This window comes from Nocardia sp. NPDC005366 (genome assembly GCF_040606855.1).
Lineage (GTDB): Bacteria > Actinomycetota > Actinomycetes > Mycobacteriales > Mycobacteriaceae > Nocardia.
Genome location: NZ_JBEXFQ010000021.1, coordinates 119,812 through 145,777 on the forward strand (window position 1 = coordinate 119,812; position 25,966 = coordinate 145,777).

At 66.2% G+C, this 25,966-nt stretch carries 20 protein-coding genes; 5 read left to right on the forward strand and 15 right to left on the reverse strand.

Going from position 1 to position 25,966, the window contains the following annotated elements:
* The first annotated feature begins 242 nt into the window (after window positions 1–242).
* The gene (locus ABZS43_RS23520) at window positions 243–722 is read left to right on the forward strand and encodes a hypothetical protein (RefSeq protein ID WP_355038083.1); all 480 of its coding nucleotides are present in this window, start codon (window positions 243–245) and stop codon (window positions 720–722) included.
* A 75-nt stretch (window positions 723–797) separates the two neighbouring features.
* Here ABZS43_RS23520 and ABZS43_RS23525 read toward each other — a convergent pair whose 3' ends face one another.
* From ABZS43_RS23525 to sucC, 7 genes are all read right to left on the reverse strand, one after another.
* On the reverse strand, window positions 798–1,682 hold the full coding sequence (locus ABZS43_RS23525) for a TIGR01777 family oxidoreductase (RefSeq protein WP_355038084.1): 885 nt from the start codon (window positions 1,680–1,682) through the stop codon (window positions 798–800).
* Window positions 1,683–2,175: 493 nt separating this feature from the next.
* A complete protein-coding gene (gene purH / locus ABZS43_RS23530) occupies window positions 2,176–3,777 on the reverse strand; it encodes a bifunctional phosphoribosylaminoimidazolecarboxamide formyltransferase/IMP cyclohydrolase (RefSeq protein ID WP_355038085.1) in 1,602 nt (533 codons plus the stop codon).
* On the reverse strand, window positions 3,770–4,429 hold the full coding sequence (gene purN, locus ABZS43_RS23535) for a phosphoribosylglycinamide formyltransferase (RefSeq protein WP_355038112.1): 660 nt from the start codon (window positions 4,427–4,429) through the stop codon (window positions 3,770–3,772). Before purN ends, purH begins: the two co-directional genes overlap by 8 nt.
* Before the next feature lie 106 nt (window positions 4,430–4,535).
* Complete coding sequence (locus ABZS43_RS23540; RefSeq protein WP_355038086.1) at window positions 4,536–6,095, reverse strand: DUF6350 family protein; 1,560 nt, start codon at window positions 6,093–6,095, stop codon at window positions 4,536–4,538.
* A gap of 278 nt (window positions 6,096–6,373) precedes the next feature.
* Complete coding sequence (locus ABZS43_RS23545; RefSeq protein WP_355038087.1) at window positions 6,374–7,522, reverse strand: DUF5336 domain-containing protein; 1,149 nt, start codon at window positions 7,520–7,522, stop codon at window positions 6,374–6,376.
* Window positions 7,523–7,699: 177 nt separating this feature from the next.
* On the reverse strand, window positions 7,700–8,626 hold the full coding sequence (gene sucD / locus ABZS43_RS23550; protein WP_355038088.1) for a succinate--CoA ligase subunit alpha: 927 nt from the start codon (window positions 8,624–8,626) through the stop codon (window positions 7,700–7,702).
* Window positions 8,627–8,655: 29 nt separating this feature from the next.
* A complete protein-coding gene (sucC, locus tag ABZS43_RS23555; protein ID WP_355038089.1) occupies window positions 8,656–9,819 on the reverse strand; it encodes an ADP-forming succinate--CoA ligase subunit beta in 1,164 nt (387 codons plus the stop codon).
* Window positions 9,820–10,375: 556 nt separating this feature from the next.
* On the opposite strand from sucC, the gene ABZS43_RS23560 reads away from it, so the two are divergent.
* On the forward strand, window positions 10,376–11,665 hold the full coding sequence (locus ABZS43_RS23560; protein ID WP_355038090.1) for a M23 family metallopeptidase: 1,290 nt from the start codon (window positions 10,376–10,378) through the stop codon (window positions 11,663–11,665).
* Between the two features lie 89 nt (window positions 11,666–11,754).
* Here the strand turns inward: ABZS43_RS23560 and ABZS43_RS23565 are convergent, their stop codons facing one another.
* Together ABZS43_RS23565 and pcrA are read right to left on the reverse strand one after the other, a co-directional pair.
* Complete coding sequence (locus ABZS43_RS23565; RefSeq protein ID WP_355038091.1) at window positions 11,755–12,180, reverse strand: hypothetical protein; 426 nt, start codon at window positions 12,178–12,180, stop codon at window positions 11,755–11,757.
* A gap of 121 nt (window positions 12,181–12,301) precedes the next feature.
* Window positions 12,302–14,977, reverse strand: a complete 2,676-nt coding sequence (pcrA, locus tag ABZS43_RS23570) for a DNA helicase PcrA (protein WP_355038092.1) — start codon at window positions 14,975–14,977, stop codon at window positions 12,302–12,304.
* A 391-nt stretch (window positions 14,978–15,368) separates the two neighbouring features.
* Here pcrA and ABZS43_RS23575 point away from each other — a divergent pair, with 391 nt between their 5' ends.
* Window positions 15,369–15,662, forward strand: coding sequence for a chorismate mutase (locus tag ABZS43_RS23575; protein ID WP_355038093.1), 294 nt, complete (start codon window positions 15,369–15,371; stop codon window positions 15,660–15,662).
* Window positions 15,663–15,863: 201 nt separating this feature from the next.
* On the opposite strand, the gene ABZS43_RS23580 is transcribed toward ABZS43_RS23575, so the two are convergent.
* Window positions 15,864–17,318 (reverse strand): NAD-dependent succinate-semialdehyde dehydrogenase, encoded by a 1,455-nt coding sequence (locus tag ABZS43_RS23580; RefSeq protein WP_355038094.1) that lies wholly within the window; start codon window positions 17,316–17,318, stop codon window positions 15,864–15,866.
* A 189-nt stretch (window positions 17,319–17,507) separates the two neighbouring features.
* Here ABZS43_RS23580 and pgi point away from each other — a divergent pair, with 189 nt between their 5' ends.
* Window positions 17,508–19,145, forward strand: coding sequence for a glucose-6-phosphate isomerase (gene pgi, locus ABZS43_RS23585; RefSeq protein WP_355038095.1), 1,638 nt, complete (start codon window positions 17,508–17,510; stop codon window positions 19,143–19,145).
* Here the strand turns inward: pgi and ABZS43_RS23590 are convergent.
* Complete coding sequence (locus ABZS43_RS23590; RefSeq protein ID WP_355038096.1) at window positions 19,142–19,714, reverse strand: ion channel; 573 nt, start codon at window positions 19,712–19,714, stop codon at window positions 19,142–19,144. The two genes, pgi and ABZS43_RS23590, sit on opposite strands and share 4 nt — an antisense overlap.
* A 77-nt stretch (window positions 19,715–19,791) precedes the next feature.
* Window positions 19,792–20,466 carry a nucleoside/nucleotide kinase family protein gene (locus ABZS43_RS23595; RefSeq protein WP_355038097.1) on the reverse strand — a complete coding sequence of 225 codons (675 nt, stop codon included), beginning with the start codon at window positions 20,464–20,466 and terminating at the stop codon, window positions 19,792–19,794.
* 489 nt (window positions 20,467–20,955) lie between these two features.
* Here ABZS43_RS23595 and ABZS43_RS23600 point away from each other — a divergent pair, with 489 nt between their 5' ends.
* Window positions 20,956–21,210 carry a hypothetical protein gene (locus ABZS43_RS23600; protein ID WP_355038098.1) on the forward strand — a complete coding sequence of 85 codons (255 nt, stop codon included), beginning with the start codon at window positions 20,956–20,958 and terminating at the stop codon, window positions 21,208–21,210.
* Window positions 21,211–22,606: 1,396 nt separating this feature from the next.
* Here ABZS43_RS23600 and ABZS43_RS23605 read toward each other — a convergent pair.
* From ABZS43_RS23605 to ABZS43_RS23615, 3 genes are all read right to left on the reverse strand, one after another.
* Window positions 22,607–23,134: a hypothetical protein gene (locus tag ABZS43_RS23605; protein ID WP_355038099.1), complete on the reverse strand. Its 528-nt coding sequence runs from the start codon at window positions 23,132–23,134 to the stop codon at window positions 22,607–22,609.
* 219 nt (window positions 23,135–23,353) lie between these two features.
* Window positions 23,354–23,893, reverse strand: a complete 540-nt coding sequence (locus ABZS43_RS23610) for a hypothetical protein (RefSeq protein WP_355038100.1) — start codon at window positions 23,891–23,893, stop codon at window positions 23,354–23,356.
* A gap of 319 nt (window positions 23,894–24,212) precedes the next feature.
* Window positions 24,213–25,325 (reverse strand): IS630 family transposase, encoded by a 1,113-nt coding sequence (locus tag ABZS43_RS23615; protein WP_355038113.1) that lies wholly within the window; start codon window positions 25,323–25,325, stop codon window positions 24,213–24,215.
* Window positions 25,326–25,966 lie beyond the last annotated feature (641 nt).

Genomic DNA, 25,966 nt, shown 5'->3' on the forward strand with positions numbered 1-25,966 from the left:
AACTGTGCAGAACTTCATCGATCGATACTCGCCGAATGCCGCTGGCTCGCATCGGAGCCGACCCTACTGTGAGACGGGGGTACGCGGGTAATTACGCGCATCGTTCGCCTGAAGTTCACTGGTCGTGGTCGTTACGTCGTGTTCGATTGGCACACAGGATTCCTGGCGGTTCACGTGGCGTTTGCCGGATCTCGGCCATCGGCCGCATCGTGACCGCGGGACGGCTCGATTAGGGTTATCCCATGAATCGGATTTCGGGAGCACGAATCACCGCAGCCGTCTGCGCGCTGCTCGCCGCGATGGCGGTGGCGGGATGCGGCGCTTCCGACGAGGGCACCGGCGCGGCGGCGAGCAGTGCGGCGGCGAGCAGTGCGGCGGCGAGCAGTGCGGCGGCGAGTCCGCCGACCGAGGACGCGGGCGGGAACCAGGGCAGGCTTTTCACCGCCGATCCGACGATCGTAGGGGCGCATCCCATTCCGTTCACGTCCTGGACGCGAATCTCCGACGACCGGATCGCTGTCAACTTCCAGAGCGGCGCGCCCGAATGCTACGGCGTGGACGCCGCGGTGACCGAGAGCGCGAAGACGGTCGTCGTGGAATTGCGCTCGGGCACGAAGGCCGACGCTGTGGGACGGATGTGCACCATGGTGGCGGTTTTCGGAACGTTGGAGGTGCCGCTGAAAACTTCCCTCGGCGATCGCCAGGTACTCAGCGCGGCGTGAAGCGCCGTCCCCCGGAGCCGCCACCGAAAACCCCTTCGGTAGGCGGAGACTCCACGGCGCCGATCTGATCGAGCGTCAGCGGGCCAGTGTCCAGGCCAGCGCCTCGCGCAGGGTGTTGTGCTCGAACGGGAAGCCGGTGCTCTCCAGCACCTTCGACCGCATCTTGTGCCCGTGCACCAGTTCGGCGCCCGCCTCACCGCCGATCAGCTTCAGCACCCCGGCTGGCAGCACCATGAAGGCAGGGCGGTGCAGCGCTGCCGCGAACGCCTTGGCGAACTGGGCATTGGTCACCGCTTCCGGTGCGACCAGATTGACCGGGCCCGAGGTCGAATCGACGAGCAAGCTCGTCACCACACCCACCCAGTCGGGCAAGGAGATCCACGGCATGTACTGCCGCCCCGAGCCGAACCGCCCGCCGAGGCCGAGTGCGAAGATCGGGCGCAATTTGGTGATGATCTCGGAGTCCGAAGCGAGCACATTGGCGGTGCGCAACAGCACGACCCGGGCGCCCGCCGCCGTCGCCGGTGCGGTGGCCTCCTCCCATTCCCGGCACATGGTGCCGAGGAAATCCGTTGCGGCCGGAGCCGATTCATCGACGTCGACATCACCGGTATCGCCGTAGTATCCCGCCGCCGACGCGTTGAGCAGCACCGGCACCCCTGCCTGAGCGACGGCCTCGGCCAGCACCCTGGTCGACCCGATACGGCTGTCGCGCAGCAGTTTCTTGTACTCGGGGGTCCACCGGTCACCGGCGATCGCCGCGCCGCAGAGGTTGATCGCGGCGTCCGCGCCCGCGAGGACGGCTGGATCCAGTGCGGAGGTGACTGGATCCCAACGTATTTCGTCGGCGGCCACGGGCTCGCGCCGTACCAATCGAATGACCTCGTGACCGTCGGCCCGAAGACCGGTCACCAGATGCTTGCCCAAAAAACCGGATGATCCCACGATGACTATGCGCATGCCGCCTATTGTGCACCACGACAATTCGGACAGGTGTCCCACGTAACGCAATCTCAACGGTCGCCACCGGCATGCTGCGTCGAACTCGAATCATGAAGGCGCACAAATGTACCCGATCTCGAGCAGAGTCAAACCCCCGGTCTGCCCTGGTCCTGTCGCCACGAGGATTCCGCGGCATTGTGATATGTCATCTGATACCGGGGTTACCGTGTCTTCGCGGTGCTGTTGCTCGTGGCGGGTCGCCACACCGGGCACCGGTCGGTCATGACCACCGCCGTTCACCGCCGCGGCGCGAGCGCCGAGTTGTCCGCGTATTCGCCCGACCGGGTCCATCGGCACCGACCGAGGTTCGACGGGGACGAGAAATCGCGCCCGTACGCGGATATCCGCGCTCCTCGTCGGCGCCACCGGCGAGCCTTGCCGCCGAATGCCGAAACGCCACGCCGGGACGACCTGACCGGTCGCCGACGTGGCGTTCGAGAGACAGCCTCGCTCAGTGCGCGAAGTGGCGTGAACCCGTGAGGTACACCGTGACCCCCGCCTCGCGGGCGAGATCGATGGTCTCCTGGTCGCGCACCGAACCGCCCGGCTGCACGATGGCGCGGATGCCTGCCTGGATGAGCTGCTGCGGTCCGTCCGGGAACGGGAAGAAGGCGTCGGAGGCCGCGACCGACCCCTTGGCCCGATCACCCGCCCGCTGCACCGCGAGTTGGACCGCGTCCACCCGGTTGACCTGGCCCATGCCGACACCGACCGAAGCGCCGTCGTGCGCGAGCAGGATGGCGTTCGACTTCACCGCTCGGCAGGCCCGCCAGGCGAATTCGAGATCGGCCAATGTCGCGGCATCGGCCGGCTCACCCGAGACCAGAGTCCAGTTGGCCGGGTCGTCGCCCTCGGCGTCGAGGATGTCACGCTGCTGCAACAGCGCGCCGCCGCTGATCGGACGCAATTCGACACCGGCGCGCTGGGGTGCCTCGGCGACCAGGATGCGCACATTCTTCTTGCGCTGGAGCACCTCCACCGCACCGTCGGCGTAGGAGGGCGCGACGATGACCTCGGTGAAGATCTCGGCGACCTGCTGGGCCATTTCCACGGTGATCTCGCGATTGGCCGCGATCACCCCGCCGAAGGCGCTGACCGGATCGCAGGCGTGGGCCTTGCGGTGCGCCTGCGCGATATCCGCGCCGACCGCGATGCCGCACGGGTTGGCATGTTTGATGACCGCCACCGCGGGTGCGGAATGGTCGTAGGCGGCACGCCAGGCGGCATCGGCATCGGTGTAGTTGTTGTACGACATCTCCTTGCCGTGCAACTGCCGCGCCTGCGCCAGACCCACCCGGCCGTCGCCATTGGTGTAGAGCGCCGCCGCCTGATGCGGATTCTCCCCGTAGCGCAGTACCGCGGCGCGCTCCCAACTGCCGCCGACCCAGCCGGGGAACGGGGTGCTCGGCCGCTCCTGGGCGACACCGGGGGCGAGGACGCCGGTCATCCAACTCGCGACCGCGACGTCGTAGGACGCCGTGTGCTGGAATGCCTTGGCCGCCAACGCGGTCCGCTCAGCCAGGGTGAAACCGCCGGATTTCACCGCGTCGAGTACGTCGTCGTAATCGCCGGTGTCGACCACCACGGCCACCGAAGGATGATTCTTGGCCGCGGCACGCACCATGGACGGGCCGCCGATATCGATCTGCTCCACGCATTCGTCCGGGCTCGCGCCGCTGGCCACCGTCTGCGTGAACGGGTAGAGATTCACCACGACCAGCTCGAACGCCTCGACGCCGAGTTCGGCCAGCTGTTCGAGATGTTCGGCCTTGCGGGTGTCGGCGAGAATGCCCGCGTGCACCCGCGGATGCAGGGTTTTGACCCGCCCGTCCAGGGTTTCGGGGAATCCGGTCAGATCCTCGACCTTGGTCACCGGAATACCGGCATCGGCGATCCGGCCCGCGGTCGAGCCGGTCGAGACCAGCTCGATACCCGCGGCGTGCAGACCGGTCGCGAGCTCGACGAGCCCCGTCTTGTCGTAGACGCTGACCAGCGCGCGGCCGATCGCCTTACGCTCGCCCGGAGTGATCGATCCTTCGCTGCTTTCAGTCACCGGCACACTCGTTCACTGGAATTACTGCCTTTCGTCCGTCGGAGACAATGCCTCGCGTCGCGACGGCGGCGACAACTTCCGCCAGGAGCCGTCGCTCGACAACCTTGATGCGCTCGTGCAGCGTGCCCTCGTCGTCCTCGGGCAGCACCGGCACGGCCTCCTGCGCGAGGATGGGGCCGGTGTCGATGCCCGAGTCGACCAGATGCACGGTCGAGCCGGTGACCCGAACACCGTAGGCGAGGGCGTCACGCACCCCGTGCGCGCCGGGAAACGACGGCAGCAGCGCGGGATGGGTGTTGATGATCCGGCCGCCGAAGCGATCGAGGAAAGCGGGGCCGACGATCTTCATGAACCCGGCCGAGACCACCAGGTCGGGCTCGTAGGCGGCGACGGTCTCGGTCAGCGCGAGATCCCACGCGCCGCGATCGGGAAAGTCCCGCAGCGCCACCCGGAAATGCGGGACGCCGGCGGCATCCGCGTGATCGGTCGCCGCGCAGACGCGATCGACCCCGACCGCGACGATCTTCGCCGGGTAGTCCGGGGCCGACGCGGCGTCGAGTAACGCGCGCAGCAGCGACCCGGTGCCCGAGGCGAGCACGACGACGGTGGCCGGAGCCGCTGTGGGCTTCCACGGGGCGTTGGAGGACGTCAGCGCTCCACTCCTGAGTCTCGAGTCGGGGCGGCGGAGATACACCGCCGCACCCAAGCCTAGTGGTGTCGGTCAGCTCACTTTCGACCGGTAGGAACCGCTCGGCCGGTCAGCGCTCCCGCAGCGGATTCGGGTCGCCGAGATGGGTTTCGACCACCTCGGCGTCGACGATGTCGGGGGGCGGATTCGACCGCGCCGGTCGCGTGGGGAGGGAGGGTTGGTCCTCGACCAATTCGCCTTCGAGCGCGACCTCGTCCTCGGAGTAGGGGGCGTAATCGTCCTCGTCGTCACCGTCGTCCGCGTAGTAGTCGTCGGGGTGGTAGTCGTCGGGGTGGTAGTCGTCATAGTCGTCGGGGTGATCACCGGCGTAGTGGCCGTCGTCGTAGTCACCGTCGTGATAGTCGCCGTCGTGATAGTCACCGTCGTGATAGTCACCGTCGTCGTGGGCGTAGTCGTCATCCGCGTAGTGCTCATCGTCCGCGTAATACTTGTCGGCATCGCGATCCGGCGGGGGCGAGCCCACCGGGACCACGAACCGTCGCGCGAACAGCAAGCCCGCGTATCCGGCGAGCGCGAGCCAGGCGAAAGTGACCACCGCGAAGATCGGCAGGTCGAGACCGACGTGGCCGAAGGTGCCGAGGTCACCGCCCGCGATCGCGCCGAGCAGCACGAGCGCCACGGTGGCCAGACCGGCCGAGGTCAGCGTGGCCCACGGCGCCGTGGCATGGTCGGTGGAGGTGCGCCCGGTATCGAGGCCGCCGAGCACCCCGACCGCCGCCGGGACGAGCAGAAGTACCGACCACCACCCCGCCGCGGGACCAGACGGCATCGCGGCGAGTACGGGAACCGCGGGAATCGGTCCGCCGATCACCGAGAAGACCCCCACCGAGGCATCACCGAATTCGACGCCGGAACCGACGAGCACGCCCACCGCGCCGACCACGACATTCGGCAGGTAGGCCAGCGACAGCAGCGTCAGCCCGAGGACGCCGGCGAAATTACCGGAGGCCTGGTAGGCCTCACCGATGCGCGACCAGTGCGCGAGCAGTGACACCAGGGTCACCGCTGTGGCGCACCCGAGCAGGCGCAATACCGTGCGGCCCGCGCCGTAGGCGCCCGCGATCGCCCAATCGGGGGCGCGCAGCAGCGCGAGGAAACGGCGTCGGTCGCGACTCGCGATCCCGGCGGTGGCCGCCGTCAGATACAGGCCGCCGACCCAGGCGAAAGCGGCGAGCGTATTCGGCGGCTGCAACGCGACCACACCCGAGGCGTCCTCGGCGACCGCCAGACAGACGGCGGTGACCAGCAGCGGCCCCGACAGCGCGGCGCCGACGATCCAACCCAGATCGGCGCGCGAACTGTTCGGCTCGACGGCACGGGCACAGTCCCGGCCGGACAGCCACACCAGCAGCCCGGTCGGCAGGAGCGGAAGCAGGCCGAGCGGCGTCTTGCCGATCACCAGCGGAACCTGGTGCGCCACAAGCCAGCCCGACGCGATCGCGCCGGAGGTGCCGTCGAGCCCGCTGTCCGCGAACAGCAGGGCGGCGGGCATCAGCACGGCGATGGCGGCCAAGGCGAGGGTCGAGGGGCGGGCGGCGACGAACAGCAGCACCCTGGCGCGTTCGGGGGTCAGCGCGAGGAATCCGGCCTCGTCGGCGTCGGCGACCACGCGAGGGCTCCGCCTCGATCTGGGATCGGCTCCGCCGCGCCGGTCCGGATCATCCGAAGCGCCGCGCGATCCCGCGGTCCGGCGGACAGGGGAATTTCTCGTGGAGCTCATGGCAATTCAGCGTGTCAGTTCTGCCGGGGAGAACGGTGCAGGCGCGCCGCGAGCGGCCGGGGAAGGGGCGCGACGCGTGGAAATCGGTGTGTACAACGGGGTCCGCGCGCGCCGCGAGCGCCCGACCGGATCGGTTCGAGCGCTCGCGACGAGTGGGTTTTCGACCGTTACTTGTTGTCGTCGGACGGCCGGAACGCCTTGGTGGCGTCGGAGGCCGGATCCTTGCTCTGCTCGCTGCCGAACGGCTGCTGTGGCTGCGACTGCGGGGGCTGTGGGGGCTGTGGGGGCTGGCCGTAACCCGGCGCGCCGTACTGCTGCCCCTGATTACCGCCGAAATGCTGCGTGGCGCTCTCGTCCGGACGCGGCTGGCCCTGGTTGCCGCCGAAGTGCTGGGTCGCGCTCTCGTCGGGGCGCGGCTGCGCGGCGGGGCTGCCGTAGGGCGAACCCTGTTGCGGCGCACCGTATCCGGGCTGCTGGCTGTAGGCGGGGGGCTGCTGGCCGTAGGACTGTCCCGGCGCGGCGCCGTAGGTGGGCTGACTCGGTTGGCTCTGGCCGTAGACGGGCTGACTCGGCTGGCTCGGCTGGCCGGGCTGACTCTGCCCGTACGGCTGCTGCGACGGGTACTGCGAACCGGCGCCGGGCTGCGCGCCGTATGCGGACTGGCCGTACTGTCCCGGCGTTTGGCCGTACTGTCCACCCGGCTGGCTCTGGCCGTAGGCCTGCTGGCCGTACCCGCCCTGACCATATCCGGCCTGCGGCGCGGGTGCGGTGGCGGGCTTGGGCGCGGGCGGCTTCAGGATGCCCGCCTCGAACAGCACCGCGGCGACGGCGATGCCCGCCTGCACCAGAGCGAGGAATATCAGTAGGTACGCGCCCCACTTCAGCGTGGCATCGTCATTGAGGAAGAACGACTGTAAGACGATGCCGAGGAAGCCCGCGACCGACGCCGCGGCCGCGACGGCCTTCCAATTCTGTTTGGGCAGTAGCGATAATCCGGCGAGCACGCCCGCGAACAGCAGAATGGCGAGCAGGGCGGTGATCGGCGCCTCGAAGCCGTTGGCGCTGTCCGCCGTTGTGGTCTTGCCGTTGACGGGATTGACGAATTCACGTGCCGCGTAGGGCAGGAATCCGAGCAGGAAGTTGATCGCGCCGAGCGCCGCGACGCCGACCACAAGGAAGAACGGCAGCCCCTTGGCATCGGAACCGGAAGCGCTCGAACCTGTGCCTGCAGCACCGCTCGGCGACTGGCCGAGATCGGATGATGCGGAGGGCGTCGCGGGTGTGTTGTACCCGGAGCCCCCGGTCGGGTATGACATGTCGTGGTCTCCTCGGTCGAGTCGTTCGTCGTGTTCGGCTTGATCCCTTCTGACGCTACTGCAAGGCCTCGCCCTGGTCACTTCTCGTGACCACGTGGACACCTGGCATCCGACCCGAGACACGACGAAGGCCGCCACCGGTTCGCACCGGGCGGCGGCCTTGTCCTGACGGGTGGATCAGGCGGTGATGCTTGCCTTCTCCAGGATTTCGCGAGCCAGCGCGGCGGTCTCGGACGGCGTCTTGCCGACCTTGACGCCTGCGGCCTCGAGCGCGTCCTTCTTCGCCTGGGCGGTGCCGGCGGAACCGGAGACGATGGCGCCCGCATGGCCCATGGTCTTGCCCTCGGGCGCGGTGAAACCCGCGACGTAGCCGACGACCGGCTTGGTGACGTTGGCCTTGATGTAGGCCGCGGCGCGCTCCTCGGCGTCGCCGCCGATCTCGCCGATCATCACGATCAGCTTGGTCTCGGGATCCTTCTCGAACGCCTCGATGGCGTCGATATGGGTGGTGCCGATGACCGGGTCGCCGCCGATGCCGATGGCGGTCGAGAAGCCGAAGTCACGCAGCTCGTACATCATCTGGTAGGTCAGGGTGCCGGACTTGGACACCAGGCCGACCGGGCCCTTGCCGGTGATGTTGGCCGGGGTGATGCCGACCAGCGACTCGCCGGGGGTGATGATGCCGGGGCAGTTCGGGCCGATGATCCGAGTTTTCGGACCCTCTGCTCCCCCTTTTTCCACGTTGTAGGCCCACGCGTACGCGGTGTCCTGCACCGGAATACCCTCGGTGATGACCACGAGCAGCGGGATCTCCGCGTCGATGGCCTCGATGATCGCGTCCTTGGCGAACTTCGGCGGCACGAACGCGATGGAGACGTCGGCGCCGGTCTCCTTGATGGCCTCGGCGACGGTGCCGAAGACCGGCAGCTCGACCGCGTTGCCCGCTTTGTCGGTGTGCGCGACGGTGGTGCCCGCCTTGCGCGCGTTGACGCCACCGACGACCTGGGTACCGGCCTTGAGCATCAGCGCGGTGTGCTTGGTGCCCTCACCGCCGGTGATGCCCTGGACGATGACCTTGGAGTCCTTGTTCAGGAAGATAGACATGTCAGGTTTTTCCTTACTCGGCTCGGCGATTACCGGGAAGCCAGTTCGGCGGCCTTGTCGGCGCCTTCGTCCATTGTCTGCGCAAGCGTGATGAGCGGATGCGCGGCATCGGCGAGGATCTTGCGGCCCTCGTCCACCTTGTTGCCGTCGAGACGGACGACCAGCGGCTTGTTCGCCTCGTCGCCGAGGATCTCCAGCGCCTTCACGATGCCGTTCGCGACGGCGTCGCACGCGGTGATACCACCGAATACGTTCACGAAAACGCTCTTGACCTGCGCGTCGTTCAGGATGACATCCAAGCCCGCCGCCATGATCTCGGCCGAGGCGCCGCCGCCGATGTCGAGGAAGTTCGCCGGCTTCACGCCGTTGTGGTTCTCGCCCGCGTAGGCGACGACGTCGAGGGTGGACATGACCAGACCCGCGCCGTTGCCGATGATGCCGACCTCACCGTCGAGCTTGACGTAGTTGAGGTCGTTCTCCTTGGCCTTGAGTTCCAGGGGATCGGTCGCGTCGACATCCGCGAAGGCCGCGTGATCCTCGTGCCGGAATTCGGCGTTCTCGTCCAGGGTGACCTTGCCGTCGAGGGCGAGGATCTCGTCCTGCGGGGTGCGCACCAGCGGGTTGACCTCGACCAGGGTGGCGTCTTCGTTGACGAACACCTCCCACAGCTTCTGGATGGTCACGGCCGCGGCGTCCAGCACGTCGGCGGGCAGGTGGCCCTGCTCGGCGATCGACCGCGCGAACGCGAGGTCGACACCGGTGACGGCGTCGACGGGGACCTTGGCCAGACGCTCCGGCTTGGTGGCGGCGACCTCTTCGATCTCCATACCACCTTCGACCGAGCACATGGCCAGGTAGGTCCGGTTGGAGCGATCGAGCAGGAAGGAGATGTAGTACTCCTCCGCGATGTCCTTGGCCTCGGCGACGAGGATCTTCTTGGTGACGTGACCCTTGATGTCCAGGCCCAGGATGTTCTGCGCGTGCGTGAACGCGTCGTCCGGGGTGGCGGCGTACTTGACGCCGCCCGCCTTGCCGCGTCCACCGACCTTCACCTGGGACTTGATCATCACCGGCTTGCCGATTTCCTCCGCGATGGCGCGGGCTTCCTCGGCCGTGTCCGTGACGCGGCCCTCGGACGAAGGCACTCCGTGCTTAACGAAGAGCTCCTTCGCCTGATATTCGAAGAGATCCATGTACTCACCGTCTCGTCTGCGTTGTCATGACAACGTCTTTGTTGGCGGCCCGACGTCGGAAGCGGGTCGGGTCGGACTCTAACCAGTCACATGGAGGGCCAATCGGCCACGTTCATCCTAAGTGGCGCAGGTCACGGGCAGATACTCGAGGCGGAAAAACCGCTGGCCAACGCTACTGGCGAGTAGCTTGTTGGCCGTCCGCCAGATAGGACCTGATAAGGCGGGACGACTCCCCGACTACTACAGACCGTCGTCGACCGACCTCACCCGAGCGCCCCCTGTAGAGTGAGAAATTCCCCGCGACCGCCGTGATCAATCTCACATGTTAGAACAGATGGGCCACAGCGCTTGCGGTACTTGCAATCGTTTCGTTACCGTCATTGCGGTCGATGTCACAACTAGGTCACGACTAGGAGGACGGCAAGCCTTGATGCACAAAGCTCCGCAGGTAGTGAGCCGTTTCAGCGTTGATCAACCAGACATCGTCTTCTCGCCGACTTCCCGGCACCGTGACCTTTCGGTCCGTCCACTCCAGCTTCACGATGTGGCATAGCCGATGAATAATCGTTCTACCCTCGCCCCCGGTAATCGTGCGCGGTCGGGTCATCGTTATCGCGACGACAACGAGCCGTTCGCACACCCCGAACAGGGCGGACAGGCCTTACCCTCGCCCAGCCACCGCTATGCCCCCGCAGCGGGCAGCGTATCGGCCGGTGCGGCAGTCGGATACGGCGCGCAGCACGACAGCGGAGCGCACGCCGAGTTCGGCGGAAATGCCTGGGCCTCGAATACCGATTGGGCGCAGCAGAATTCGTGGTCCGAAGGCGCCGCCTGGTCGGACGGCGGAGCCTGGACGCCGGACGCCGACGGCTCATGGAACGACGCGGACGCGTCGTGGAGCCCGCAGACGGACGATTCATGGACACCGGATTCCAACGCCTCGTGGGCGCAGAATTCCGAAGGCGCGTGGACGCCGGACGGCAACGGCGGGTGGACGCCCGGCGAGGGCAACTGGACCCCCGACGCCGACGGCTCGTGGACGGCGGAGTCGGAGACCCCCGACGCCATCGCGAGCCCGACGATCATCCCCGCCAGGGCAGGTAATCGCCGCGGCGGCGCACATCGGATGCCCGCCCCTCCCGCCGCCCTCAAAGGCCGGGCCGCGGTCGTCGCCGTCGCCGCCGGCGCGGTCGTCGCCGCTGGGCAGTGCGCCTTCGCCTCACCGGAACAGCCTTCGTCCTCGACCATCGACTACGAGGCTGCCGGTCAGATCCACGAGATCGCCGCGCAGTCGGTGAGCCTCGCCGACCCGACCGCCGATCCGGATTCGCCCCAGGTGCTGAACGTTTCGACACCGGCCAACCTCGGCCAGTTCAACGAAATGCTCCAGAAGGGCCAGAAGTACGCCGAGGATATGGCGGCCAAGGAAGCTTCCAAACTCCGTCCGCTCTTCACCAGATTCGCCGCGGGCACTTTCACTTCCGGATACGGCGCGCGATGGGGTGTTCAGCACCTCGGCATCGATATCGCCGGGCCCATCGGCACCCCGATCTACGCGGTAGCGGATGGCACCGTCATCGAATCCGGCCCCGCGGCAGGCTTCGGCATGTGGGTGCGACTGCTGCACGACGACGGCACCGTGACGATCTACGGCCATATCGACACCTCGACCGTCCAGCAGGGTGAACGTGTGATGGCGGGCGACCAGATCGCCACCATCGGAAACCGCGGATTCTCGACCGGGCCGCACTGCCACTTCGAGGTCTGGCTGAACGGGAGCGACAAGGTCGATCCGTTGCCGTGGCTGGCGAGTCGCGGTATCAGCCTCGGTCCCGAACGCGACTGAGAAGCCCTTCGTGGGACGCGGGCTCTCTCGGCTAGCCCACGGCTAGCCCGAGGAATTCGCGACGGCTGCACCCGGTCGATGTGAACGCGTTACGGCGACACCGCGATCGCCAATCCCACCAACACGACGACCTTCACCACTTCCAGACCCACGTACCAGAGATGGGCGTGCGAGCGCGGCAGTTCCTCGCCCGCCAGCACCCGATCGGAGCGGCGGGTCAGGGGCGGGCGCACCACCAGGATCTGGACGGCGAGAGTCGCGGCAGCGACGCCGAGCCAGGCCCAGCTCGAACTGGAGGGGCCCAGTACGAGGAATGCCAGTATCAGCAGCACCGCGAGCACGGTTTCGACGGTGTTGAGTGCACGGAAGACCAGACGCCCGATCCCGAGACCCAGCGGCACGGTGATCCCCGGCGCACGGAATTTCAGCGGCGCTTCCAGGAAGGATATGGCCAGCACCATACCCAGCCACAGCGTCGGAAGGAACCACACCAGGTGCTGCGCGAGACTCTCCATGATTCGGACCCTACCGAGCGAGAGCTCGACGAGTCAGGGCCGAAATCCCTGACATGTTGGGCCGGATGCACGCAGCATCGTGCGGGCGCAACCGCTACCTGCGTCGACGGCGGACATCCCGTCACAATTTGATCAGAGTCCTGCTGTACTGGGGAATCAACCGAATCTTGCCCGCGGTGCCGAAATCGATGGTCACCGTCGCCAACGGTCCCAATCCCTCGGCGGCGATCACCCTGCCGAGCCCGTACTTGTCATCGCTGACCCGATCACCCACGGCCAGAACCAGATCGGTGTTGTTGCGGGTGACGCCGCCGGGCGCGGGACGCCGGGGGCCGCGGCCTCCCTGCACACCCGGGCGCTGCTGTTGGGACCAGCCGTCGCCACGGGTCCAGTCCCGTTCCAGCCCGTCGTCGTCACCGCGACGGCGGATACCACGCGATGCCGAGGAACCAGCGGGCTCGAGGCGGCGCCAGTCCATGAGGTGACCGGGAATCTCCTGGAGGAAGCGGGATTCCGGATTGGAGACGGGCTGCCCCCACCCGGAGCGGACCACCGCCCGGCTCAGGTACAGCCGCTGTCTGGCGCGCGTGATGCCGACGTAGGCGAGGCGGCGTTCCTCGGCCAGTTCGGTGGGGTCGCCGAGCGACCGCATGTGTGGGAACTGGCCGTCTTCCCACCCGGTCACGAAAACCACGGGGAATTCGAGACCTTTCGCGGTGTGCAGGGTCATCATCGTGACCACCCCCGAACCCTCGTCCGGGATCTGGTCGGTATCGGCGACCAGCGAGACCCGTTCGAGGAAGGCCGCGAGCGAACCCGGTTCCGGTTCGCCGTCCGCCGCTTCCGGCAGCAGCCCTTCCGCCCTGGCCGCCTCCGCGTTGTTATGCGCCTCGGAGCTGAATTCCCGTGCGACGCTGACCAGCTCGTTCAGATTGTCGAGGCGGGCGCCGTCCTGTGGATCATCGGAGGCCTCGAGTTCGGCTCGGTAGCCGGTGTGTTCCAGCACCGCCTCCACCACGTTCCCGACGTCGGGGAATTCGGAATTGTCCCGCACCCCGGCCGCGCGGATGGTCTCGAGCAATTCCAGGAATCCGGCGATCGCGCGCACCGCCCTGGTGTTCAGCAGGGCGACCCTGCCGTCCGCGGCATCCCGCAGCGCCGCGGCGAATCCGATATCGCGCTGTTCGGCGTGCACAGCGACGCAGGCCTCGGCCCGGTCGCCGATGCCGCGACGGGGAGTGTTGAGAATTCGGCGCAGGCTCACCGCGTCGTCGGGATTCGCCAACACCCGCAGGTAGGCGACGATATCGCGCACTTCTTTGCGTTCGTAGAAGCGGACGCCGCCGACCACCTTGTACGGCAGGCCCATCCGGATGAAGATTTCCTCCAGCGCGCGCGAATTGTTGTTGGTGCGGTAGAACACCGCGACATCGCCGTAGTTGGCCTCGCCCTGATCCACCAATCGGTCGATCTCGCGCGCGACGAACGAGGCTTCGTCGTGTTCGTTGTCGGCGACGTAGCCGACGATCAGATCGCCCTCGCCGGAATCGGTCCACAGCCGCTTGTCGCGCCTGCCCTCGTTACGCGAGATGACCGCGTTCGCGGCCGACAGGATGTGCTGAGTCGAACGGTAGTTCTGTTCGAGCAGAATGGTCTCCGCGTCGGGGAAATCGCGTTCGAATTCCTCGATATTGCGAATCGTCGCGCCGCGGAAGGCGTAGATGGACTGATCGGCGTCACCGACCACGCAGAGTTCGCTCGGCTCGACCGCGTCAGCGCGCCTGGTTTCGGCGAAATCCGGATCGGCGGCGGCGGCGCCCGCGTCGGAATCGTCGAGATCGATTGTCGCGTGATGTCCGACCAGTTCTCTGACCAGCACGTACTGGGCGTGGTTGGTGTCCTGGTATTCATCGACGAGGACGTGGCGGAACCGGCGCCGGTAGTACTCGGCGACCTGCGGGTGTCGTTGCAACAACGCCACCGTCTCGCCGATCAGGTCGTCGAAGTCCATCGCGTTCGCCGCGCGCAGCCTGCGCTGGTATTCGGTGTAGACGCGGGCTACGAGCACGGGCAGTTCGGTGTCGTCGGATTCGGCGTCCGCACTCGCCCGCTCGGGTCCGATCAGCTCGTTCTTCAGATTCGAGATAGCGGTAGCCAGTAGGCGTGCCGAATATTTCTTGGTATCGATGTCGAGATCACGACTGATCATCGTCAGCAATCGTCGTGAATCGTCGGCGTCGTAAATCGAGAAATTCGAATTCAACCCAGGCAGCAGGGCCGCTTGCATACGCAGGATCCGCACACAACTCGAGTGGAATGTCGAGACCCACATGGTGCTGGCACGCGGGCCGACCAGGCCGGTGACCCGCTCGCGCATCTCGGCGGCGGCCTTGTTGGTGAAGGTGATGGCGAGGATCTGGCCCGGCGTCGCACCCCGCGCCGCCAGCAGATACGCGATCCGGCGAGTGAGCACGGCGGTCTTGCCCGAACCGGCGCCGGCCACGATCAGCAGCGGTGCACCGGTGTGCACGACGGCCGCGCGCTGCTGGGGGTTGAGCCCTTCCAGCAGCCGCTCGGCCTCCTCGGCACGGTGCTGATCATGTTCGAGTCGACGGCGCTGCTGATCGTCGGCCCTGCGCTGGGCCTGTTCGGCCAGGGAAAGGCCCGTTACGGGTGGCGCGAGTTCGCCGGACTGCCCGGCCGCCCCGGTGCGACCATCGTCGACCTGCGATTCCGGGGTCGCGTCGAGGTGCCGGTCCTGCCCGGCCTGCGTATGAGGAGCCACCGTGATGTCCATTGCCCATCCACGCTACCGGCGGCCACCGACAGAGATGAAGTCCCGGACCGGGTCAACGCCGGGAAGGCCGAGTCGGCTAACATTCAGTGAACGGCGGGTGACAACCGCGCGGTAAATGCGATGGTTTCTCTCAGGAGATTCACAAAATCGAGCGTTTTGCATTGCTTCCGAGCCGTGGCACACTGACGTCATGATGAGCGCTGCCGCGATGCTGGCGATGTTTCGGATTCGGCTATCTGCCGAACATCGGCGATCGCGGCCCTGTAGCTGAGCGCACTTCCCCTGGGGGACCATGGAAAGCCCCACCAGATCTGTTTCACGGTGAAAGAACCGGACGGGTAACGAGCAGCCCTACCCGTCCGATCCATGTTCTGACACGAGGAGATGAATGATGAGCACCCCTGCCACGACTACCGGGTCCGATGCGGCGTTGCCGCAGTCCGAAGCGGAGATCGACAAACTCCGCAAGGAGATCGACCAGCTCGATGCCGAGATCCTCGCGGCCATCAAGCGGCGTACCGAGATCTCGCGGATCATCGGGCGTACCCGGATGGCGTCCGGCGGCCCGCGGCTGGTACACAGTCGTGAGATGAAGGTGCTGGAACGTTTCAGCGAGCTGGGCCAGGAAGGCCACACCCTCGCCATGCTGCTGCTGCGCCTCGGACGCGGCCGTCTCGGCCACTGAGCCATTCCGCCGCCGTGCGCGGCGCCACGAACTCGCGGTGATCGAAAGAGCACCGCTTCCCAGAGGCCGTCCCGGGTGTCCATCCCCGGGGCGGTCGCTCTTTTCGGGTCGATTCCGCCGCCGAGGCTTACCCGAGCACCGCGGTGCCGGGTCGCCTCGGTCCGTCGCCTCGGTCTGTCGCCTCGGTCCGTCGCCTCGGTCCTAGGTCAGGGCGATGTACTTGGTCGCGAGGTATTCCTCGATGCCCTCGATACCGCCCTCGCGACCGAAGCCGGAGGCCTTGACACCGCCGAACGGCGCGGCCGGATCGGAGATCACGCCGCGGTTCACCCCGACCATGCCGGATTCCAGCCCCTCCGCGACCCGCAGCGCCCGGTCGAGATCACGCGTGTAGACGTAGCTGACCAGGCCGAATTCGGTGTCGTTCGCGGCGGCGAGACCCTGTTCCTCGGTATCGAAACCGACGATAGGGGCCACCGGGCCGAATACCTCTTCGGTCAGGATCCGCGCGTGCGGCGGCACATCGGTGAGGATCGTCGCGGGGTAGAACCAGCCGGGACCGCCGGGGGCCTTCCCGCCCAGCCGCACCTGCGCACCGGCGGCGACCGCGTCGTCGACCAGTTCACCGACAGTGTTCAACTGATCCTCGTTGATGAGCGGGCCGAGCGTGGTGCTCGGATCGGTGCCAGGGCCGAGCGTGACCGAACTCGCCACCGCCTCGACGAATTTGGCGGTGAACTCCTCGAGCACGCCGTTCTGCACGTGGAAGCGATTCGCGGCGGTGCACGCCTCGCCGCCGTTGCGCAGTTTGGCCAGCATCGCCCCCTGCACCGCGGCGTCGATATCGGCGTCGTCGAAGACGACGAACGGCGCGTTGCCGCCGAGTTCCATCGAGGTGCGCAGCAGGCCGTGCGCGGAGGCCTCGATGAGCTTCTTGCCGACTTCGGTGGAACCGGTGAAGGTCAGCTTGCGCAGTCGCGGATCGTTGAGCAGCGGGCCCGTCACGGCACCGGAACGCGATGTCGTGATCACCGACAGCACCCCGTCGGGCAGTCCGGCCTCGCTGCACAACTGCGCGAGCAGCAGCATGGTCAGCGGGGTCTCCGAGGCGGGTTTGACGATCATCGTGCAGCCTGCCGCCAGCGCGGGCCCGATCTTGCGGGTGCCCATGGCCAGCGGGAAGTTCCACGGGGTGATGGCAAGACACGGTCCGACCGGCTGCTTGTGCACGACGATCCGACCGGTTCCCGACGGTGCGTGCAGGTAGCGGCCGTGCACCCGCACCGCCTCCTCGGCGAACCAGCGGAAGAACTCGGCGCCGTAGCGCACCTCGTTGCGGCTCTCCGGCAGGGCTTTACCCATTTCGAGGGTCATCAGCAGCGCGAATTCCTCGGCCCGCGCGGTGATGCGCTCGAAGACCGTGCGCAGGATCTCGCCGCGCTCACGCGAGGGCGTCGCGGCCCATTCGGCCTGCACCGCGGACGCCGCGTCGAGTGCCCGCGCCGCGTCCTCCGGCGTGGCATCGGCGACCCGCGTCAGCACCTCCCCGGTAGCCGGATTGTGCACGGGAAAGGTGCCGCCCCCGGTTGCCTCGACGGGGCCGCCGATCCACAGGGAGGTCGGTACGGATTGGAGAAGTTCACTTTCGGACGCCATGTCGTCAGCCTAGTTGGGTACGCCCGTGCCGAGTTCTTTTCGCGCCCGCTCGCGCCAGCGACAAAAATGTTCACCTCTCGGCCGCGCCGCCTCCCACCTGCCGCCCAGGGTCCTGGGGGGACAGGGAACAGCGCCGATTCGACGGTGTCGAGGGTGCGGCGGGACCGGCCTGCTTGTACCCTCGGCGACGTGAGCAGCGACATCACCGCGTCGGCGGCCTGGCGGAAACTGCGCGACCATTTCGGCGGTATCTCCGAACTTCATCTCAGAGATATCTTCGCCGCGGATCCGGCCAGAGGACGTGAGCTGACAGTCGAGGTCGGTGACCTGCACATCGACTTCAGTAAACATCGCGTCACGCGGGAAACCCTGCACCTGCTGGTCGAATTGGCGCGCGAGGCGGGCGTGCCCGAACATCGCGACGCGATGTTCGCCGGCGCGCATATCAACACCTCCGAGGACCGAGCGGTCGGGCATGTCGCGCTGCGCCTGCCCGAAGGCGCGTCGATGGAGATCGACGGCGCCGACGCGGGTTCCGAGGTGCGCGAAGTGCTGCGGCGGATGGGCGAATTCACCGACCGGCTGCGCTCGGGCGAGTGGCGCGGCGCGACCGGCGAACGCATCGACACCGTGGTCAACATCGGTATCGGCGGGTCGGATCTGGGACCGGTCATGGTGCACCAGGCACTGCGGCACTACGCCGACGCCGGTATCGGCGCACGGTTCGTCTCCAATGTCGATCCGGCGGATCTGGTGTCGAAACTCGACGGCCTCGATCCCGCGACCACGCTGTTCATCGTTGCCTCCAAGACTTTTTCGACGCTGGAGACGCTGACCAACGCGACCGCCGCGCGGCGCTGGCTGGTGGCCGCGCTCGGCGAGGACGCCGTCGCGAGACATTTCGTCGCGGTCTCCACCCATGCCGGTCGGGTGGCCGAATTCGGTATCGACACCGCCAATATGTTCGGCTTCTGGGATTGGGTCGGCGGACGCTACTCGGTGGATTCGGCCATCGGACTGTCGGTGATGGCCACCATCGGCAAGGAGCGTTTCGGTGAGTTCCTCGCCGGAATGCACGCCGTCGACACGCACTTCGCGACCGCGCCGCTGGAATCGAACGCACCGGTGCTGCTCGGCTTGCTCGGGATCTGGTACTCGAACTTCTTCGGCGCGGAATCCAGGGCCGTGCTGCCCTATTCGAATGATCTGGCGCGCTTCCCCGCCTACCTGCAACAGCTCACCATGGAGTCCAACGGCAAATCGGTGCGGCTCGACGGCAGCCCGGTCACCACCTCGACCGGCGAGATCTTCTGGGGCGAGCCGGGTACCAACGGCCAGCACGCCTTCTACCAGCTGCTGCACCAGGGCACCCGCCTGATTCCCGCCGACTTCATCGGATTCGCGCGCCCCACCGACGATCTGACGACGATCGACGGCAGCGGAAGTATGCACGACATCCTGATGAGCAACCTGTTCGCCCAAACCAAGGTGCTCGCCTTCGGCAAGACGGCCGACGAGATCGCCGCCGAGGGAACCGATCCGAAGGTCGTCGCGCACAAGGTGATGCCGGGCAATCGCCCCACCACCGCGATTCTCGCCCCGCAACTCACCCCGGCGGTGGTCGGCCAGCTCATCGCGCTCTACGAGCACCAGGTCTTCGTCGAAGGCACCGTCTGGGGCATCGACAGTTTCGACCAGTGGGGCGTCGAACTCGGGAAACAGCAGGCCCTCGAACTGGCTCCCCTGCTCACCTCCGCCGAAGACCCGGCTCCCCAGGCCGATTCCTCCACCGACGCGCTCATCCGCTGGTATCGCGGCAACCGTTAGACCCCTGGATCAGCCGCGGGCGGCTCGTCGCCCCGCGTCGTCCGTTCGGCGGCGGCTTGGATTCGGTGGGTGATGCCGGAACTGGCGATGGCCAGCAGCGTGCCGATGACGACCAGGTCGAAGACTATCTGGATCATGGTGGCGATGCGGGCGGCCTGACCGGTGGCGTGGATATCGCCGAAGCCGACGGTCCCGAGGGTGACGATGGTGTAGTACAGCGCGTCGGTGCGGGTGACGATTCCGTCGAACTGCCCCGGATACCGCACGGCGATGCGGTAGTAGTACAGCGCGAAGAACATCGCGACGACACAGAGCAGCAGCAGGATGCCTTCAACCCGGCCGCCCGTCGCCGCAGGCTCCTCCAGGTACCGCAGCACGTGCCGCCACGTCACCCAGATCAGTCCGCCGATTCCGGCCAGGAAGGCGCACAGCCCGAATATCTTGCTCGGCCAATCCCCTCCCGCACCCCAGTCGAAGGGGACGCCGTAGAAGATCAGCAGGGCGAACACCACGCCGAGAATCTTGCGCAGCGCGCCGCCTAGACCCGAGATTCCGCGAGGTTCCTTCATCCATCCATGATCGGCCGACCGGCGCGGGAGACCGGACCGCACGCACCGGGAAATATCGAGCTACCCCGATTCTCGGCTCAGCGCAGCACCTCGTAGTACCCGCCGTGTCGTTCGCGCACGACGAGGTCCGCGCGCGCCCGTGTCCGCGCGATCAGATCGGCGTTGCGCATATCGCTGTCGCGGACCTTCGCGCGCGCGGCGTCGGTGCTGCGTCCACCCCGGATATGCCTGCGCAGCAACCGCCGCTCCAGGACATCGCGATCAGCGTCCAGGTACCAGCGCTCGTCGAGCAGATCGCGCACCCCCGACCACGCACCGTCGAACAGCAGGTAATTGCCCTCGGTGACGACGATTCGCTGGTGGGTGAACACGACACCCGCCGGTGTCGGCTCCTCGACGCGACGGTCGAAGGTAGGCCACGGCACCGGTTGCCCGATAGTGGTATCGCGCAGCCGTCGCAGGTTGTCGATGAATCCCGCGGCGTCGAAGGTGTCCGGCTCGCCCTTGCGCGCCAGAGCTCCCCGCCCGAGCAGTTCCGCGTTCGACAGATGGTAGCCGTCCATCGGGGCGATTTCGGCGATCCGGCCGCCGCGCTCGGCCCCGAACGCCTCGCGCAGCGCGTTCGCCAGCGTCGATTTCCCCGCTCCAGGCGGCCCCGCGATTCCGATGACGTACCGGCGCTCGCGGGCCGGCCCGTTCAGTACTCGCCGTGCCACCCTGTCCAGCGGCATCGCGCGTTCGTCCCCGCTCACCGCATCGACCATACCGCGCGAAATGCTCGGCCCAAACCGACACTTGGTGCGAAACAGAGCGAAATCGCCGCTCCGCTGAGGGCTCCCTTCACGTCATGGATGGCCCGTACTCGATGAGCACGGGCCATTTCGTTGTCTCGTGGTCTTGCTCCTCGGAGTCGACCCATTTCGACGGTCGACACGACCACCACACCGGTAACGAAACGATGTAGACATCTATCGTAGACCTACACCGTTGACATCGGGGCTACGCAAGCGTCTACTTAAGGGAACAACCTGGTCCTTATTGAGATTCGGAGGATCATCATTCGCCGCGCGATTGCTCGCGCGACGCTCACGTCTCACGCACGTCCCGAAATCAGGTAATCCGTCGTCCGGCCGAACAGGGCACACCATCGGCGGCCGCCGCGACTACCACTGACCGGCGCCGACAAGTCGCCCGACACCGAATACACACCAACCGAACGACATTCGACTTATGGAGCCGATATGAGAACCTATGCCAACGACGGACGAAGAACCCGCCGCTCGAGAACGACCAGCGGATTCGCGGTCCTGCTCTTCGTGTGGCTCATCATCGGCGTCATCGCGGGCGCCCAGCGCGACTACTACAACAGCGCGCCGACCAACTGCGCGAGCACAGGGACGATCGCGGTGACCATCATCGCGGGCCCGCTCAACTATCTCGGTCTGAACCCGAAGATCGATGACTGCGACGTCGACATTCCGCAGCCAAGTCAGTAACCGGCTCATAGCCTCATCTGACCGGTGCCTGTCAGATGAGGCGGTGACCGCCCTCGACGTGCAGTACCGAGCCGGTCATGAACTCGTTGTCCAGCACCATGGCGGCGCTGGCCGGGCTGAGATGTCGGTTACACACTCCTTGAATGCCCGTATACGGGGAGGGAGACGACGATGTCACCTCTCCTTACAACCCGCACCCACCGTCAAGCCAGCGATGTTTTCGGCGCGGGCGTGGAGTGGTCGATCACCACACGGCTCGGGGACGAGGAGACTGTTCGCACGCTTCGCCTGTTACAACGCAAGTTCGCCCGTGCCGGTGTGTCGTGGTGCCGTCGCTGATCTGGACGTCCCGCACATGCCGCCTACCACGCGACCGGCCCAGTTCAGGCGACGCCCGTGCCCCGACCGAGGACACACGATCGATCCGCAACCCTTGCAGGTGCGGGAACACACTTCCAACGGTCCGAGATCACGACACCGGCGACATCATCGATCACCAAGCCCCCGTTGGCAATCCGGCAAGGGGCAATCACGCAATCCGTGCCAGATCCACGATTCGCGTGCCGTTGACACCGCGCGGGTGTCACCGTCTTGTCACATGTCGTGCGTACGACCACAGACGAGGTCGTACGGTTCCGGAGATGTTCTACCAGCTGGCGAAGGTCAACGGACGACCGCGGCACAAGGTGGGACGGTCGGTAGTCGACTTGAAAGCGAGCGTCACCGCGTTCGGGTCGATCCGTCTGGCGGGCTGAGATGATGGACCATGTCGGGCTCCGCAAAGCCGCCGCACCTTTGAAACCCTTCTGCCACAATGAAAGCTCGCAGTGCGGGAGGGAACGCGAGGGAGTCGCCATGGTTCTACTTGTCGGTGTACTCGGAGCGATCCTCGGCTCCATCGTCGCTAGCGCCGTGGCATTCGCGACCACACGCACGACCATGCGGATGACACTTGAGCATACGTACGACCAAACCCTTCAGAACAAACGCGTCCAGTGCTACCAGGCCCTGTTCTATGCGTCGAGGAATCTGCCAAGATACTGGCCGCCCACAGAAGCCCCGCCGACGCGCCAAGATCTACACGGCTTCATCGATGAGTTCTTCGCCTGGCACTACGGCCCCGAATCAGGTGGGCTCTACCTCACGCCAGATGCACGAGAACGGTACTTCCGTCTCACCACAGCCCTCGCCGAGGCTGCGTACAAAAACTACGGAGCCACAGGGTCATTCAGTACCGCGGCGCTATCAGAGGACGAGTCACAGACTCTGCGCAGTTTGGGCGCCGCGCTTCGCCAACAACTGGCTGAGGACATCGGGGCAGCGAATCCCCCACACCTCAAATGGACACGACCGACTCCCGCGCCTCCCGCACCCCAATTGACCTGAATAGATCACATTAGGCCGACCGCTCGGCCGAGTCGTGCCCGGTTGTCGGGAGCGTCTGTGCAGAGGGGAACACTCTCACAGGGGCCGGGGGAAGGTCGAGCTCCCTGCGCGCCGCGCTGACGAATTGTTCGAAAGCAGCCCCTGCCGGCTGGCGCGCCTGGTTCCACTCGGTGCGGTTTTGGATCCGTCGGTCGGTTGCGGCGGAGAATAAAGCCCCGAGGGCTTCGTCGAGATCGGTGACCGCGACGACGACGTCAGTCGACCCGTGGAGCCACACGGCGGCTACTGCGCTGTCCCAGGCCGCGAACCCGCCAGAACGGGTGTGCTCGATCAGGGCTTGGAATGCTGCGGCGTCGGTATCGGTCAGGGCGACTACACGAACCGCTTCGTAGGTGGCTTGGAACTGTTCGATTACACGTTGATAGCTAGCAGTCTTCTGATCACGACGCCAGCGAGTCGATTCGGATCGTGTATCCCACAACCGCCCGATCATGACTCCGACCAAGCCAGCCAACGCGGCGAAGAATGCTGCAGTCATTGTTCCCCCCAACTGGCCCTCCTGCGCGATGGAGCAGGGCTAGTCTACGGCCTTTGTGCAGCAGTGCCAGGCAGTATGCGTCAGGAGGCATACTTGCACCAACGGATCTCAGTCACCGGCGCACGGAGCCGGTAGATCCGCGCGTCACTATCGGTACAGCCGCCTGGTTCAGCTCGGGGACCACCTTCGCGACCGCGAGACTCTCTGGCTCCGCGTGGATCAGCTTCGTGCTTGCTCGGGCGGGTGCTTGCTGATCCGGTCGTGCAGCATTTCGAAGTACGCTTGCCATCTGGTTGGGTCAGTGGTCCCCGCGATCCGGCGCTTCTCACGTTCAGCCAGCACAAACGGTTTCATTTTCGGCCAGATATCCAGGACGGAGCCGCCCAGGTAGCCGGAGATCGGCGCAAGGTCGACAACGTCGTGGTGGACCAGGACACCAAGGTTGTCGTAGAACCAAGCGAGGTCTCGGACCATGTTCCGCTTGTCGGGCGGAATCGCCTCGAATCCCTGTGCTGGGTTGAAGTGTCGTAGTTGTTCGTGGACGAATACTCGTGCTTCGGCAAGATGCGGGGAGCGATGCTCGGTGAACAGGTCGATGAGGATTCGAGTCTCGTTCTGATGGCGTGAAATCTTCAGTGCGCGTATGGAAATGGTCCCAGACACGCCCAGGGCGAACACTGAAACGACCACGGCTGCTATCTCCACTGTGGAGATGTACCACACGGTGGGCGAACACACTGTGTCGTTGATGAGACACATGACAAACGCAGCCTGACGATGGGTCGGCTCGGCGCATCGCGCCGAGCCGGTTGGTGACTTCTTGAGCCAGTTCGGTCCCCGGGCAGGGCTCGAACACCATGCGTACCCGCATGGCCCGGGTGCAGTTCAGCAGCAATAAGTTCAAGTTCGAGGTCCAGCCCGCATTCGAGAATGACGACGACATCTTCGACTACCCCAGCACTCTGCCGAGAGCTGGAAGGTGACCAAGCCACGCGACGACTCCGGCCGGGGCGCTGTACTCGCGGACGGGACCTGGCTCGCCTGCGCGGCCCCGCTGCCCCTGCGCGCTAGTGCCGCGTCACGCAACGTTCAGTAGGTAATCCGGGTGCCGGATCTTGGAGCCGACGGCGAAGTCGCGGACCTGTCCAGCATGCTGGTTGCGCCAGCGGAGGTAGTCACCGATCACCGCGTCCTGCTCGTCGTGGCTGCGGTGATCGGTGCCGTTCAATGCGAAGTAGCGCAGGGCGGCGAACTCGCACTCAATTCTGTTCAACCAGGACGAGTAGGTCGGCAGGAACACCAGCTCGACTCCATTGGCAGCACACCATTCCCGCACCTCACGACGCTTATGGACCGAGTAGTTATCCAGAATCAGGTACAACTTTTCGCCGGGCCAACGAGCTCGCAGCGTCTTGAGGAACGCCAGAAACTCAGTCCAGCGTTTGCGGTCGCGGATCCGGTAGTACAACTGGCCGCTGCGCAGGTCCAGGGCACCGAACATGTGCCGCACACCCTGAGTCCGATTGTAGGTCGCCCGCAACCGTTTCGGCCGGCGGCGAGTGAACCAACCGCGGCCAGCGCGGGGCTGCAGATTGAGCGACCCGAACTCATCGACACAGACCACGCGCCCGTCGTCGGGCCGATGGTCGTAGAGACCCACGACGCGGTTCATCTTCTCGGTGAATTCCGGGTCGTTGCTGGCCTTCCACGTTTTCGTGGCCTGCCACGACACCCCGCCGGCTTTCAGGATTCGCCGCAGCGTTTTGCGGCTGATGTCGGCGATCTCGTTAGCCCGCAACACATCCGCGAGTTTCGACAGACTCCACGTCGAGAACGGCCAGCCCAGATCACGGGGGCAGCACCGGGCGATTCGGCAGATCCGGTCACGCATCGCTTGATCGGTCTTCGCCGGCCTGCCCCCGCTCCATTTTGGGTCCAAAGCATCGAACCCCCTCTCGTTGAAGTCGTGGATCACTTGCCGCACATACGACTCCGACACCTGCATCAGCTTCGCGATCAACCCGACCGGCTGATGCTGCGCCGACGCCATGACCACCACTGCCCGCCGCATCCGGACCGGCTGCTTGCTGCGCCGCGCGATTTGAGCCAGCTTGCGACCCTCCTCGGGCGTCACCGCTCTGACGAACACATCCGGCTTCCGAGCCACCGGCACCACCTCCACCAGCAGCATCACCGGTCACACGCCGATGATCAACCCGCCACCCCGAGCCGGGGTTTCAGCATCAACCTTCTTGGATGCGGCACTAGCAACGGTCATGAAGTTGGCGCACATCACCGCACCGACCCTGATGCTGCCAGGCACCGACTACGCCATAGTTCCGGCTGCCGATGCCGCACTTGCCGCCGCCCTCCCCGGACGTGACCGCACGGCTGCTGCCGAGCAGGCACAGCTCCTTCGATTAACTCCCGGCGGTCACCGACCAGGTGCTCCTGAACCGCCAGCATCGCGGCGTGCCCACCTGGACTAGCAAGCCTGCCGGGACCCAGCGCCAGACCGCTGCGCCATCGATCCGGCGATCGAAAACCGCGAATCCCTGTACCATCAGCTGCCGCTCGAATACGTCACCCTCGGCGGGATCGACACGATAGTCGCGAATTTCCCGCACCCCTATCAGCGCGGTCGCAACGCGCACCTGAACTGGGGCCCTCGGCGAACACCATCTATTTAACGGACGTCGTCGCTTGTATTGCGCGCCGCTCGGGAGTTCGCTCTGAGCTAGGTTCTGTCTCCCAATGACCTGAGCCACTCCACGATCAGGGCCAGGACGACTCCGGCGCGGTAGGTGATGGCCAACTTGTCATACCGTGTGG

Coding starts and splice junctions, on each gene's coding strand:
- ABZS43_RS23610 (WP_355038100.1), bottom strand. CDS start 23,893: ATGTGTCTCATCAACGACACAGTGTGTTCGCCCACCGTGTGGTACATC.
- ABZS43_RS23560 (WP_355038090.1), top strand. CDS start 10,376: ATGAATAATCGTTCTACCCTCGCCCCCGGTAATCGTGCGCGGTCGGGT.
- ABZS43_RS23525 (WP_355038084.1), bottom strand. CDS start 1,682: ATGCGCATAGTCATCGTGGGATCATCCGGTTTTTTGGGCAAGCATCTG.
- sucD (WP_355038088.1), bottom strand. CDS start 8,626: ATGTCTATCTTCCTGAACAAGGACTCCAAGGTCATCGTCCAGGGCATC.
- ABZS43_RS23590 (WP_355038096.1), bottom strand. CDS start 19,714: ATGAAGGAACCTCGCGGAATCTCGGGTCTAGGCGGCGCGCTGCGCAAG.
- ABZS43_RS23545 (WP_355038087.1), bottom strand. CDS start 7,522: ATGTCATACCCGACCGGGGGCTCCGGGTACAACACACCCGCGACGCCC.
- ABZS43_RS23605 (WP_355038099.1), bottom strand. CDS start 23,134: ATGACTGCAGCATTCTTCGCCGCGTTGGCTGGCTTGGTCGGAGTCATG.
- ABZS43_RS23575 (WP_355038093.1), top strand. CDS start 15,369: ATGAGCACCCCTGCCACGACTACCGGGTCCGATGCGGCGTTGCCGCAG.
- ABZS43_RS23600 (WP_355038098.1), top strand. CDS start 20,956: ATGAGAACCTATGCCAACGACGGACGAAGAACCCGCCGCTCGAGAACG.
- ABZS43_RS23615 (WP_355038113.1), bottom strand. CDS start 25,325: ATGCTGCTGGTGGAGGTGGTGCCGGTGGCTCGGAAGCCGGATGTGTTC.
- ABZS43_RS23565 (WP_355038091.1), bottom strand. CDS start 12,180: ATGGAGAGTCTCGCGCAGCACCTGGTGTGGTTCCTTCCGACGCTGTGG.
- pcrA (WP_355038092.1), bottom strand. CDS start 14,977: ATGGACATCACGGTGGCTCCTCATACGCAGGCCGGGCAGGACCGGCAC.
- ABZS43_RS23520 (WP_355038083.1), top strand. CDS start 243: ATGAATCGGATTTCGGGAGCACGAATCACCGCAGCCGTCTGCGCGCTG.
- sucC (WP_355038089.1), bottom strand. CDS start 9,819: ATGGATCTCTTCGAATATCAGGCGAAGGAGCTCTTCGTTAAGCACGGA.
- ABZS43_RS23580 (WP_355038094.1), bottom strand. CDS start 17,318: ATGGCGTCCGAAAGTGAACTTCTCCAATCCGTACCGACCTCCCTGTGG.